Here is a 12,831-nt window from a genome sequence, read left to right as displayed (position 1 = left end):
CCGGCCACATCGACGACGGGGCTCGCGTGTCCAAGGGCAAAACGCCAATCAGGGATGGGGAACTGCTCGCCGCGGTCGACCTCGGTTCGAACAGCTTTCACATGGTGGTGGCGCGCTATCAGCACGGCGAGCTGCGCGTGATCGACCGTCTGCGCGACAGCGTGCGCCTCGCGGCGGGCCTGACACGCGACGGCAACCTCGACGCCGAACGCCGCGATCGCGCGCTGGGGTGCCTCGCGCGCTTCGGCCAGCGCCTGCGCGCGCTGCCGCAGGGCCGCGTGCGCGCCGTCGCGACGAACACGGTGCGCCGCATGAGCGCGCCGCACGCGTTTCTGCTGCCCGCCGAAACCGCGCTCGGCCATCCGATCGAAGTGGTGTCGGGCCGCGAAGAAGCGCGCCTGATCTACCTCGGCGTCGCGCACGGGCTGCCCGAATCGCGCGAACGCCGCCTCGCCATCGACATCGGCGGCGGCAGCACCGAGTTCATCATCGGCCTGGGGCTCGACGCGCTCGAAACCGAAAGTCTGCAGATGGGCTGCGTCGCCAGCACGCTGCGCTTCTTCGGCGACGGCAAGCTCAACAACAAGCGCTGGCGCCAGGCGCAAACCGAAATCGGCGTCGAGCTGCAGCAGTTCGCCGCCGACTACCGTGCCCGCGGCTGGGGCGAAACGATCGGCTCGTCGGGCACGATTCGCGCGATCGGCAACGTGCTCGAAGCGAACGGCTGGAGCGAATCGGGCATCACGCGCGCGGGTCTCGCCAGCCTGCGCGACGCGCTGCTCGCGTTCGGCGCGATCGAACGCATCCGGCTGACGGGGCTGTCGGAAGAACGCCAGGCCGTGCTCTGCGGCGGCGTGGCGATTCTCGAAGCGGCATTCGACGCGCTGCGCCTGGATCACATGCAGGTCTGCGAAACGGCGATGCGCGAGGGCCTGCTGTACGACATGGTCGGCCGCGCCGAGGAGCGCGACCCGCGCACCGCGACGATCGCGGCGCTCGTGCGGCGCTACGACGCCGACCGCGCGCAGTCGCAGCGGGTCGAAGATACGGCGGTCGCGTTGTTCGACCTCATCAACGACGACTGGCAGCTCGGCGCCGAAGCGCTGGACTGGCTGCGCTGGACCGCCCGCATCCACGAGATCGGCATCGCCATCGCGCACAGCCAGCACCACCTGCACGGCGCGTACATCGTGCGCAACTCCGATCTCGCCGGCTTCAGCCGGCAGGAACAGGAACTGCTCGCGACCATCCTGCGCTGCCATCGGCGCAAGCCGGACGAGGATCTGCTTGCCGCGCTGCCCGAACGCCTGCGGCGCACCGCCATGCGCATCACCGCGCTGCTGCGTCTCGCCGTGCTGCTGCAACGCGCGCGCAGCGCCGATCCGCTGCCGCCGATGCAGCTCAAGGGTGACGATCGCAGTCTCGAACTGAAGCTGCCGCGCACCTGGCTCGAGCAGCATCCGCTGTCGGTCGCCGACCTCGACCAGGAACGCGATCACTTGAAGGCGCTGGGATTGAAGCTGCAGCTGCGCGTCGCCGACCGCGTCGACGCGCCCGAGCGCGCGGCCTGAGCGCGCGGTCCGAGCAACAGCGGCGGTGCGCGGGTATCATTGCGTCTTCCCCTCCCAAGGAGATTGACTGTGCTGAAGCGCTATCTGCTCGCCTTTGCCCTGCTCGCGCCGCTGACCGTCCTGGCCCAGGCCGGCACGAAACCGGCCGAAACCAAACCCGCGCCGGCCGCGAAGCCCGCCGCCGCCGCGCCGGCCGCCGACGCCGCGAAGCCGGCGAACCAGACCGTCGTCCTGCATACGTCGATGGGCGACATCACGCTCGAACTCTTCGCCGACAAGGCGCCCAAGTCGGTCGAGAATTTCCTGCAGTACGCGAAGGAAGGCTTCTACGACGGCACGGTGTTCCACCGCGTCATCGACAATTTCATGATCCAGGGCGGCGGCTTCACGAAGGATCTGACCCAGAAGCGCGCGCGCGCACCGATCCACAACGAAGCGAACAACGGCCTGTCGAACCTGCGCGGCACGGTCTCGATGGCGCGCACCAACGATCCGCATTCGGCGACGGCGCAGTTCTTCATCAACCTCGTCGACAACAAGCGCCTCGACTACGTCAGCGACCAGAGCGGCATGACCTACGGCTACGCCGTGTTCGGCAAGGTCACGTCGGGCATGGACGTCGTCGACAAGATCAAGGCCGTCGAGACCGGTGCCCAGGGCCCGTTCGTCAGCGACGTGCCGAAGACGACGATCACGATCGACAAGGTCGACATCGTCAAGTAAGCGCCGCACGCGAAGGGCGCATCGCGCGCCCTTCGCAAGCAGCGATGCGATCGGCATGAGCGCGACGCTCTTCGTGTCCGACCTGCACCTGCAGGAATCGCGACCCGACCTCACCGACATCTTCCTGCGCTTTACGCGCACGACCGCGCGCGCGGCCGACGCCGTGTACATCCTCGGCGACCTGTTCGAAAGCTGGATCGGCGACGACGACGACGGCGCGCTCGGGCTCGACGTGCGGCGCGCGCTGCGCGAGCTGTCCGACAGCGGCGTGCCGTGCCGGTTCATGGCCGGCAATCGCGATTTTCTCGTCGGCGCGGGCTTTGCCGAAGCGACGGGCGCGGAGCTGTTGCCCGGCGACGAACGCGTCGTCGATCTGTACGGCACGCCGACGCTGCTGCTGCACGGCGATACGCTGTGCGTCGACGACGCGGCCTATCAGAAAATTCGCGTACAGCTGCGCGATCCGCAATGGCAGGCGACATTTCTCGCACAGCCGCTCGCCGCTCGTCGCGCGTTCGCGGAAGCTGCGCGCGCGCAAAGCCGCGCACACACGAGCAACATGGCGGGCGACATCATGGACGTGACCGCGGAAGCGGTCGCTGCGGCGTTCCGCGCGCACGGCGTCGCACGCATGATCCACGGCCACACGCATCGGCCGGCATTGCACGAACTCGTCGTCGACGGCCGCTGCTGCGAGCGGTGGGTGATCGCGGACTGGCGCGAACACGGTGAAATGCTGGTGGTCAGCGAAGACGGCATTCGGCGCGAAGCACTGCGCTGACGGCTGCACGGAAAATCTGCGCCCGCCGACCCGGCCTTGCTTGAAACGACCGGAAAACCTTCAACGAAGCGGCGGAGCACTCGCGGCGCGTCAGCCGCACCACGAGTGCTGCATTCGCGTCGCGACTACTGCGCCGCCTTGACGACGACTTCGCTCGGCGTCGTCAGGCGCTCGCGCTTGCCGCGGAAGTCGATCGTGCCGATGTAGTACCAGTAGTGCTCGCCCGGTACGGCCGACTGGTCGCGCCAACTGTATGAACCGCCGGCGTTGTCCTCGGTGACGACGCGAATCGTTTCGCCGTTGACGCGCTTCCACGGACCGTCGGCCGAGCCTGCGCGATAGACGACGTAGCCGTAGAGCGGCGCCTCGTTCGCCACCTGCCAGCGCAACAGCGGCCCCGTGCCGGGAATCTGCGCCTGCGACGACGATTTCGTCGCGCGCTTGAGTTCGTCGACGAGATTGCCGGGTTTCGGCGCGGCGCTGAAAACCGGCGAAGCACCCGCGGATTCAGCCTGGGCCGCGGCCTTCTCGGCCGATTTGCGCAGCTCTTCGTCGCCGTCGCGAATCTTGGTGTCCGCGTTGACCATCAGGCCCCACAGATAGATCGGCAAGGCCTGCCCGTAGCCGGGAAGTTGCACCAGCAGCTTTCCGTCGATTCGGCCGGTCGGCTGTTTGTCGGAGATTTCCAGTTTCAGCCAACGGCAGTCCTTGCGCTCCGGAACGCAGGGCTGGTTGCGGACTCGCCCTTCGATGCCCTCGAGCGTGAGCCGGCCGACCTTGAGTGCCTCGCCCGAAACGTCGGTCAACGGAATGATGTATTCGTGACGACCGCTACCGCGCCGGATGAGATCGAGCGCAAAAGGATTGCTGCTCGGTGCCACCTTGCCGCGCGCATCGCCGACGACTTTGACGGCGACCTGCTTCTGTTTGGCCGAATCGACACCGAGGACGACTTGCGTGTCGATCGGTCCCCAGGGAGCCGAATCTCGCAGGCCGACGTTGATCGTCCGGCCGTCCTGGCTCAACGTGACGTCGAGATACGGCGGCGCCTGAAGAACGCGGACGAGCTTCGCGCCGGGGTCTTCGTCGCTCGATACCGTCAGCGATTCGGGCTTGCGGTCGCCATTCGCCAACGAAACCGTTCCGAGATCGACCTTCAGCTCGCCATGGTCGAACACGCTCATCACGAAGCCGCGCGAGTTCACCGACAGGGGGTTGTCGCTGCCGGGCACGCGCAGGCTCAACGGGTGATGCGCCGTGCCGATATCCAGCGACGTGTCGACGTGCAATCTGACGTGGCCGGTCGATTTCGGCGCGAGAACCAGCGTATCGACATCGAGCCGGTCGTTCGGTCGCTTCGCCGTCAACGCCGAGAGTTTGACGGGCTTGTCGCTGAGGTTCACGAACTCGACGAGACATTCGGCCGGCTGCCCCTGATAGACCTCGCCGAATTCGCACGCGGACGCGCTGATCGGCAGATTCGCGGCATACGAACCGGACAGCAGCAATGAAGCCAGCAAAGAAACCATTGGAACTCCCAAAAAAGAACCCACCCTCGCGGGTGGGTTCGACAATCGAAATCGATTGTAAGTTCGCTTCTCTTAGTCGATCGAGAAGTTCGTCAGCTGCACCGGCAGGATGCCGTTCGCGGCCCAGGTGAAGCTGCCGCAAGCGTCCGACGGAACGTCGCCGCTGGTGTCGATCACGAGGTAGTACGCGCCGGCGGCGAGCGAGCCCACGGCCAGCGTTTCATTGCCGCCCGCGCCGTTGTCGTCGGCCAGCGCCGGGCAACCGGCGGCCGGCGAGCACGAACCGGACAGCACGATCGCGCGCGCGTTCCAGGTCGGGGTCGTGTTCGTCACGACGATCGACGTCGCGGTGCGGGTCGCGTCGACGTTGAAGCGATAGATCACGTCGTTGAACGTCGTCGAATCGAACAGGCCGCACATCGTGCCGATCGAGTTCGTGCCGCCGCAGCTGTTGCCGGCGACCTGACTGCCCTGCGGCGGCGCGGTCGGGGTCAGCGGCGAAGCGCAGGTCTGGGCCTGGGCGAACGAAACGGTTCCAAGAGCGGCAACACCAAAAGCGAGCAGGAGCGCATTTTTCTTCACGTTGAATTCTCCGAAGTTACTGCAATCAGAAACCGATGAACGTCTGACGACGCGAATCGAACTCGTCAAACACGACAGCCTTGGTGGCCTGGTTGGTTCTGAACGTCGCGGTCGCGTTGCTCAGGCCCATGAACGTCGTGTCGACGCCCGTCCAGGCGGCGTTGTCGAGGTTGATCGTGCCCGTCGCGGTGGCGGCGACGTTGTTGTTCACCCAGTAGTTGACCTTGCCGGTGCCGGCGCCGCCGATCACGATTTCGCCTTCGACGACGTTGACCGTGCCGGTCGCGGCGAGCGGGGTGATGCTCGAGCACTGGTAGCCGACGCCCGGATCGTTGCACGCGGCAATGAAGTTCAGGCGCTTGCCAGTGGCGCCGCCCGGAACCAGCGCGATGCGCAGGATCTGGGTCGAACCGCCGACGGCCGGGAACGGATTCGTCGAGTTGGCCGTAAAGATCTGCGCGCCCTGCACGCCGCCGAAGCCGGTCAGCGCATCGGTGTTCAGATAGAAACGGAAACGGTAGCGGGTTTCAGCAGCCGGCGTATCGTCGCGCACGACGGCGGTGGCGAGGCCGCCCGCACCGGTGTTGATCGAAGCGCTCGCGGCGCACGCGGTGGCCTTGAGGCCCGGCGTCGTGATGGCAAGCGCGCCACCGCCGACCACAACCTTGCCGCTCCACGCGCCGGTCGGCTGAGCCGGATCGGCCGCGCACTGCGCCATCGAGGAACCGGCAAACGCCATACCAGCCAGACCGAGAACCGCAGCCGACAGCGCCTTGATCGTTACATTGGCTTTCATTTGAATCTCCCATTTGGATCGGGCAGGAGCTGCGCTCCCTCCCCACATTGGCATAACGTGGCCCGACACTTCGCAAGTGTAGATAAGTCAATCGAATGCCGTCAACGTGTTAGCGGCGATTCATGATGAACTTGGCACTTGCGAGCGGTCAGCCCTGGTCCGCGCCCGGTCGGGCACTCGGGAGCTAGTAACGCAGCCCGACTCCGGGACCGGACACCCCGGTCGAAAATAATTCGCGCGACCGCGTTTTTCTTCGTGCCTGAGCCCGAATCCTGCGCAGGCACACGGCGCGATCATACGCGCGCTTCGTTGACACTTCTTTGAATCGACAGGGAGAATCGGGTTTTCGGACTCCACATCCACGTGCCGAACCGAACCTCTCCCGCCCGCTGCCTCGCCATCATGCCCGCCCGCAATGAGCAGGCGACGGTCGGCGATGTCGTGCGCGGCGTCATCGCGACGCTCGACTGCGACGTCCTCGTCATCAACGACGCCAGCGCCGACCGCACCGCGGCCCAGGCGACGGCAGCCGGCGCGCGCGTGCTGAACCTGCCGTTCCAGCTCGGCGCCTGGGGCGCGGCGCAGGCCGGCATGCGATTCGCGCTGCGCAACGGCTACGACCTCGTCGTCACGCTCGACGCCGACGGCCAGCATCCGCCGGCGCAGCTGCCCGCGCTCCTGGCCGCGCACCGCCGGCAAGGCGCCGACGTCACGATCGGCACCTGCCCGGGCCGCCTGAGCCGGGCCAAGCGCCTCGCCTGGGCGTATTTCCGGCTGATCACGGGGTTGGGGGTTACCGACTTCACGTCCGGCTTACGCGTGTACGGCCGCCGCGCGATCCGCGCGCTTGCGTCGCGCGAGGCCAGTCTGATCGACTATCAAGATATCGGGGTACTGATTTTGCTGCGTAGAAAAGGACTTTCGATGCACGAGGCGCCGACGTCGATGTCGCCGCGCTCGAGCGGCGGCTCGCGCATCTTCTCGTCGTGGTTCACCGTCGCGCGCTACATGATCGCGACCACCGTGCTGTCGATCGCGCGCATCGGCGCCCGCGCGCCGCGCGCGCGCGCGCTGGCCGGAGCCGACAAGGCATGACCGCCCAGATCACCGCCGCCCTGATCGGCGTGCTGCTCGGCGGCAGCATTCTCTATCTCGTCCGCCGCGACCACCTGCACGGCCCCTACGCGCTGTGGTGGCTGCTGATCGCCGCCGTGACGCTGGTCATCGGCTTCGTGCCGCGCACCGTCGACTGGCTCGCGCACCTGACCGGCATCGCGTATCCGCCGGTACTGCCGATCATCGTCGGCCTGTCGCTGATCCTGATCCGCATGCTGCAGCTCGACATCGAGCGTTCGCGCCAGGAACGCCAGATTCGCCGCCTCAACCAGAAGCTCGCGATACTCGAAGAAGAACTGACCGCGCTGCAGAAAGCACAGGCGGCGCGGCGCGAGAAGCCGGGCGCGTCCGAATAGCCGGAACGGCCGCCATGCGCGTTCTGCACATCGGAAAGTTCTATCCGCCGGTCGCCGGCGGCATCGAAAGCGCCCTCGCCGAACTCGGCCGCGCGCAGTCGGCGCTCGGCGCCGACGTCGCCGCGCTCGTGCACGCGCCGCCCGGCGTGCGGCAGTCGCGCTCGCGCGACGACGGCCCGGTCGCGGTGCGCGAAGTCGGCTGCTGGGGACAATGGCTGTATGCGCCGGTCAGCCCCACGTTCGCGCGGGAGCTGGCGCGCGCGATCGAACGCTTCCGGCCCGACGTGCTGCACATCCACGTGCCGAACACGTCGGCGTTCTTCGCGCTGCTCTCGCCCGCCGCGCGGCGCGTGCCGTGGGTCGTGCACTGGCACGCCGACATTCCGCTCGACGGCGGCAGCCGCGCGCTGCGCCTCGCCTATCCGCTGTATCGGCCGTGGGAAACCGCGCTGCTGCGCCGCGCGCACGCGATCGTCGCGACGTCGGCGCCGTATCGCGACGCGAGCGCGCCGCTCGTGCCGTGGCGCGACAAGATCCACGTCATTCCGCTCGGCCTCGCCGCGGACGCCGCGGCCGCGCCGCCGCGTCGGGCGGCGTCGCCGGGGTGGCCGCGCGACCACCTGCGCGTGCTCGCGGTCGGCCGGCTCAGTCACTACAAAGGTTTCGAGATCCTGCTCGACGCCATGCGCCATCTGCCGCGCGTCGCGCTGCACCTGATCGGCGGCGGCGAACGTGCCGCGGCGCTGCGCGCGCAGGTGCGCGCCGACGGCCTCGCCGACCGCGTGCGGCTGGCCGGGCACGTCGACGACGCCGCGCTGCGCCAGGCCTACGCCGACGCCGACGTGTTCTGCCTGCCCTCGCTCGATCGCGCCGAGGCGTTCGGCATGGTGCTGCTCGAAGCGATGCGCGCGGGCCTCCCGGCGGTCGCGAGCGCGATTCCGGGCTCGGGCGTCGGCTACGTCGTCGACGACGGCGCGACCGGTCTTCTCGTTCCGCCCGGCGACGAACGCGCGCTGGCCGCGGCGCTCGGGCGCTACGCCGACGATCCGGCGCTGCGCCGCCGGCACGGCGATGCCGGGCGTGCGCGCTGGCACGCGACGTTCACGCCGGATCGGGCGGCGTGCTCGTCGCTCGATCTGTATCGGTCGATAGCGAAAGATCGCGCAGCCACAGCGCGCACAGACTGACCGCGACCGGCACGATCTGCAGCACGAGCCGGTTGATCGCGGTATTGCTTTCGGCCCACTTCGCAGCCGGCGTCAGCGCGAACAGGCCCACGACGAACACCACCGCGCCCGCGACGAACAACGCCAGCAGCGCGAGCGCGCGATCCTCGCGCAGGAGCCGCCAGCGCAGCGCGACGAGCGCGGGCACGACGAGCCACAGCAGATGCCAGTTGTACTGCGCGAACAGGCCGGACGCGAACGCGCGCAGCACGCCGAAGAGGCTCGTCGCCGAACGTCCGCCGCCCCCGCCGCCGAGAATGCCGAGCGCCGTGGTCAGCCAGGCGAGCTTGAGCCACCACGACAGCAGCACCGCGACCGCCGCGAGCACGAGCGCGATCGCGACACCGCCGAGGCGCCAGCGCGGCGGCACGGCGCCGAACGCGATCAGCGCCGCGAGCGCCACCGCCCAGACCATGCCCTCGAACTTGATCAGCGGCAGCGTTGCCAGCAGCGCCACGCACAGCACGAGCTGCGCGCGCTCGCCGCGCACCAGCCAGCGCTGCCAAGCCAGCACCGCAAAAACCAGAATGGCAGCAATCCACAAATCAGCATAACCCGCGAGCGCGGCATGCACGTTGATCAGCGGCAGCGAGCCGAGCGCATACACCGCGAGCACGGCCTGCGGGCGCGCAAGACCGAGCGCGCGCCACTGCCCGTAGCAGCCGGCCAGCATCGCGAGCCACAACGCCGGCCAGGCCAGGCCGATCGCCGCCTCGTTCCATGCGCCGCTCGCGCTCGCGAGCCACAGGTCGATGCGGCTCAGGAGTTCGGGGTAGTGCCAGGCGAGCGAGGTGCGCGCGTTCGCATCCGCGCCGTCGATCCACAGCGGCGGTGCGACGTAGTGCGCCGCCTGCCCGCTCTCGAACCAGACCTTCGCCTTCGCCGCCCACGCGATCCACGTATCCCACGCGAACACCGGCCGCAGCCACGCCTCGTCGACGATCAGCAGGAAGCGCCATGCGAGCAGCGCGAGCAGCGCCCAGCCCCACCATGGCAGGCGTTCGGACGGCACGGCGAGAATGCCGTCGGCCGGTGCGCGCCGTACACGCCACGCCGCGGCGACCGCGACGACGGCCAGCGTCGCGGCGAACCACGGCCACGCCGCGGCGGCGAGCTGCGCGCCCGGCGCCGCGCGCCCGGCGACGAGGAGACCGCAGGCGACGAGTCCGAGCACGACGCCGTAGCCCAGGCACGCCGCGATATCGGCGCGCCGCGGCAGGCCCGCGACCGCGATCCACACGCCGCTGCCGAGCAGCGCGACGTACAGCCAGGCGAACGCGTAGCCCGCGCTCACGGCGCACCCGCCTGGCGCAGCCGGTACAACTGCAGCGGCGGCTCGTCGATCAGGCGTTCGGCCGGCTCCGTCGTCTCGTCGAGCAGCGTCAGCAGCCCTTTTTCGGCGTCGTAGTTCGACGCGTCGCGCTCGTAGGTCACGAGATAGACGCCCGGATAGTTCTTCCGTGCGTAGACGAGCAGGTTGATCGGCGCCGCGTTCGCCGGCAGCAGGTGGTACACGAGCCGCGCGCGTTCGTAGTCCGACGGCGCGTCGACAAGCAGGCGCACCTGCCCGAGCTTGTCGCCGAGCGCTTCTCGCACGCGCGCCGCCGCCGCGGCGACGCCACGGTCGGGTTGCAGTGCCTGGCGCTGCCGCCAGTCGTGTCCTGCGTACGCCGCACGCGTACCCGCGTGGCGGTCGGTCAGCGTCAGCAGCCAGCGCAGATCGAGCGCGACCCACGCGCAAACGCTCGCGACGATCGCGAAACGCAGCAGGCGTCGCTCGCGCCAGCCGCCGAGCCACGCCGCAAGCGCGATGCTGCCGAGAACGCCCGCCGCCGCGAACAGAATCAGCGAGCGCGATCGTACGCGCGGCGCGTCGGGGCCGAGCGCACTCATCGACATCAGCGCCCAGTAGCGGCGGCCGAACCACTCGGTCGCGGTCGCGCCGAGCGCGCCGCGCCACGACGGCGACTCGAATGTCGCGTCGAGAAAGCGATACGGACGAAACGCCGTCGCCGGCGGCGCCGACTGCGCGACCGCGTACGCCGCGAAGCCGACTTCGACGATACGCCCGCGCCATTCCCGCTCGGTCGCCAGATCGATCGTGCCGACCTCGCCGCGCGGCGTCGTCAGCGTCGTCGAGAACGTGTCGCCCGGCGCGTCGGCCCGGCGAAACACGAGTGCCAGTTCCATCGTCGACGGAAAATTGCCGACGCGATAGCGCAGCACCGGCCGCTCGGCCGCGACGATATCGACGCGCCGCACGAGCAGTACGCCATCCTTGTCGTCCATCGCCGTCACGGACAGCGCCTGCCCGTCGATGCCGGCATCGCCGATCGCACTGCGGAAGCTCGCGCCGGCGAACGCTTCGCGCTGTGCCGGCACGAGCGGCGCCGTCACCGGAATCCTCGCGAACCACACGAGGCACACGATCCACCAGACGACGAGCGCGACCGCGAGCCGGGCGCGCATCAGGACACCATCGCGTCGAGGCGCGCCAGTTCGTCCGCGCTGAAGCCGGCGGCCAGACGCGCCGGCCGGTTGAACGGCCCCTTGAGCGCGCCGCGATAGTGCCGGCGCAACAGCGCGTCGAACGTCGCGGCCGGCTCGACGCGCTCGCGCGCGCAGCACCATTCGAACCAGCGCGAACCCGCGGCGACGTGCGCGACCTCCTCGGCGAGAATGATCTTGAGCACATCGGCGCTGGCGCGGTCGCCGGCCGATTCGAGCCGCGCGACCATGCCCGGCGTCACGTCGAGCCCTCGCGCTTCGAGCACGCGCGGCACCAGGGCCATGCGCTCCAGGCACGATTCGGCGGTTTTTTTCGCCATTTCCCAAAGTCCATCATGCGCTGCGAAGTCGCCGTACGCGTGGCCGAATTCGGCAAGGCGCGCGACGAGCATCCCGTAGTGGCGCGCTTCGTCGTCGGCGACCGTCACCCAGTCGGCGTAGTAGTCGTCCGGCAGGTCGCGAAAGCGGTACACCGCGTCCCACGCGAGATTGATCGCATTGAATTCGATGTGCGCGACGGCGTGCAACAGCGCCGCGCGGCCGTCGGGCGTGCCGAGACCGCGCTGCGGCAGGTCGCGCGGCGCGACGAGCACGGGCTGCGCCGGCCGTCCCGGTTCGCCGACGGGCTCGGGCTCGCCGCACGGCGAGCGCGACAGTTCGCCCGCGCGAAAACGCCGTGCCGTCGCCGCGGTCAGCGCGACCTTGCGCGCGGGATCGCGTTCGGCGAGACACGCGGCGGCGGCGGCAAACAGATTGTCGTCGGATGCAGGCATCGTCCGTCCGAGACGCAAAGACCGGTCGATTATGCCGAAGCATCGCGCGCCGTGCGTGACCGTGTGCCTCGGAAACGCTATCGTCCCGCGCATGTCCGCTCTCGATACGACGACGCTCGCCGACGCGCTGGCGCAGCTGTTCGCGCTGCGCGCGCGCGGCGCCGATCCCTATCTCGACGCGAAAGCCGCGCTGCGCGCCGGCAGCGGCGAAGTGCTGCGCGCGTACGCGCACATCCGCGACGCGCTCGCACCGGGCCAGCGTGTGCTGGACTGGGGCTGCCGGCACGGCGCGATGTCGTGGCTCGCGCGGCGCGACGTCGGCGCGAACCTCGAGCTGCACGGCTGCGACGTCTGCGACGCGCACGAATACGCCGACTGCCACGCGCTGTCCGGCCTCGTCTATCGCCGCATCGAACATCCGTGGCGGCTCGACTACGCGGATGAAAGTTTCGACACGATCGTCGCCGCGGGCACGCTCGAACACGTGCCGAACGACGGCGAGTCGCTGACCGAGCTGTGGCGCGTGCTCAAGCCCGACGGCGCGCTCGTCGTCACGCACCTGCCCAACGCCGGCTCGTGGAGCGAGTGGCTGTCGCGACGCTGGTTTCCCGCGCAGGCGCACGCGCGGCGCTACCGGCTCGCGGCGTTTCGCGAACGCCTGCTGCATCACGGCTTCGAGCCGCAGCGCTGGGGCCGGCACCAGCTGATGCCGGCGAGCCTGCCCGCGAGCCTGTTGCGACATCGCGGCGTCGCGCGCGCGGTCGATGCGATACAGCCGCTCAACGCTTTGGAAAACGTCTGGCCGCTGCGCGCGCTCGCCGCGACGCTGTGGATCGTCGCGCGCAAGCGCCGCGGGTTCTGATCGGTCGG

The 12,831-nt window shown here is 69.2% G+C and carries 13 protein-coding genes; 7 read left to right on the top strand and 6 right to left on the bottom strand.

Annotation, left to right across the window (positions count from 1 at the left end; all coding sequences use genetic code 11):
* Positions 1–26 precede the first annotated feature (26 nt).
* From ppx to lpxH, 3 genes are all read left to right on the top strand, one after another.
* Positions 27–1,571 (top strand): exopolyphosphatase, encoded by a 1,545-nt coding sequence (ppx, locus tag OD750_RS04285; RefSeq protein ID WP_263542970.1) that lies wholly within the window; start codon positions 27–29, stop codon positions 1,569–1,571.
* Between the two features lie 69 nt (positions 1,572–1,640).
* A complete protein-coding gene (locus OD750_RS04280) occupies positions 1,641–2,294 on the top strand; it encodes a peptidylprolyl isomerase (RefSeq protein WP_425508206.1) in 654 nt (217 codons plus the stop codon).
* A 55-nt stretch (positions 2,295–2,349) separates the two neighbouring features.
* The gene (gene lpxH / locus OD750_RS04275) at positions 2,350–3,075 is read left to right on the top strand and encodes a UDP-2,3-diacylglucosamine diphosphatase (protein WP_263542969.1); all 726 of its coding nucleotides are present in this window, start codon (positions 2,350–2,352) and stop codon (positions 3,073–3,075) included.
* Positions 3,076–3,200: 125 nt separating this feature from the next.
* Here lpxH and OD750_RS04270 read toward each other — a convergent pair whose 3' ends face one another.
* The 3 genes from OD750_RS04270 to OD750_RS04260 form a co-directional block, all read right to left on the bottom strand.
* The gene (locus OD750_RS04270) at positions 3,201–4,604 is read right to left on the bottom strand and encodes a hypothetical protein (protein ID WP_263542968.1); all 1,404 of its coding nucleotides are present in this window, start codon (positions 4,602–4,604) and stop codon (positions 3,201–3,203) included.
* 72 nt (positions 4,605–4,676) lie between these two features.
* Complete coding sequence (locus OD750_RS04265; RefSeq protein WP_263542967.1) at positions 4,677–5,186, bottom strand: hypothetical protein; 510 nt, start codon at positions 5,184–5,186, stop codon at positions 4,677–4,679.
* Positions 5,187–5,211: 25 nt separating this feature from the next.
* Entirely contained in the window at positions 5,212–5,982 is a 771-nt protein-coding gene (locus OD750_RS04260) for a hypothetical protein (RefSeq protein ID WP_263542966.1), read from the bottom strand.
* Between the two features lie 402 nt (positions 5,983–6,384).
* On the opposite strand from OD750_RS04260, the gene OD750_RS04255 reads away from it, so the two are divergent.
* Genes OD750_RS04255 through OD750_RS04245 form a run of 3 tightly spaced genes read left to right on the top strand, consistent with a single transcriptional unit; the run spans position 6,385 to position 8,641 of the window.
* Complete coding sequence (locus OD750_RS04255) at positions 6,385–7,077, top strand: glycosyltransferase family 2 protein (protein WP_263542965.1); 693 nt, start codon at positions 6,385–6,387, stop codon at positions 7,075–7,077.
* On the top strand, positions 7,074–7,454 hold the full coding sequence (locus OD750_RS04250; protein ID WP_263542964.1) for a DUF2304 domain-containing protein: 381 nt from the start codon (positions 7,074–7,076) through the stop codon (positions 7,452–7,454). The genes OD750_RS04255 and OD750_RS04250 overlap by 4 nt, the downstream gene beginning before the upstream one ends.
* 14 nt (positions 7,455–7,468) lie before the next feature.
* Entirely contained in the window at positions 7,469–8,641 is a 1,173-nt protein-coding gene (locus OD750_RS04245) for a glycosyltransferase (RefSeq protein WP_263542963.1), read from the top strand.
* Here OD750_RS04245 and OD750_RS04240 read toward each other — a convergent pair.
* Genes OD750_RS04240 through OD750_RS04230 form a run of 3 tightly spaced genes read right to left on the bottom strand, consistent with a single transcriptional unit; the run spans position 8,556 to position 11,961 of the window.
* Positions 8,556–9,974, bottom strand: coding sequence for a hypothetical protein (locus OD750_RS04240; RefSeq protein WP_263542962.1), 1,419 nt, complete (start codon positions 9,972–9,974; stop codon positions 8,556–8,558). The two genes, OD750_RS04245 and OD750_RS04240, sit on opposite strands and share 86 nt — an antisense overlap.
* Complete coding sequence (locus OD750_RS04235) at positions 9,971–11,149, bottom strand: hypothetical protein (RefSeq protein WP_263542961.1); 1,179 nt, start codon at positions 11,147–11,149, stop codon at positions 9,971–9,973. Before OD750_RS04235 ends, OD750_RS04240 begins: the two co-directional genes overlap by 4 nt.
* Positions 11,149–11,961 carry a ferritin-like domain-containing protein gene (locus OD750_RS04230; RefSeq protein WP_263542960.1) on the bottom strand — a complete coding sequence of 271 codons (813 nt, stop codon included), beginning with the start codon at positions 11,959–11,961 and terminating at the stop codon, positions 11,149–11,151. Before OD750_RS04230 ends, OD750_RS04235 begins: the two co-directional genes overlap by 1 nt.
* Before the next feature lie 91 nt (positions 11,962–12,052).
* On the opposite strand from OD750_RS04230, the gene OD750_RS04225 reads away from it, so the two are divergent.
* Positions 12,053–12,823, top strand: coding sequence for a class I SAM-dependent methyltransferase (locus OD750_RS04225; protein WP_263542959.1), 771 nt, complete (start codon positions 12,053–12,055; stop codon positions 12,821–12,823).
* The last annotated feature ends 8 nt before the right edge of the window (positions 12,824–12,831 follow it).

This window comes from Tahibacter soli, from assembly GCF_025717065.2.
GTDB lineage: Bacteria > Pseudomonadota > Gammaproteobacteria > Xanthomonadales > Rhodanobacteraceae > Tahibacter > Tahibacter soli.
The sequence above is the reverse complement of the archived record's forward strand: the minus strand, read 5'-3'. Positions and strand labels throughout refer to the sequence as shown.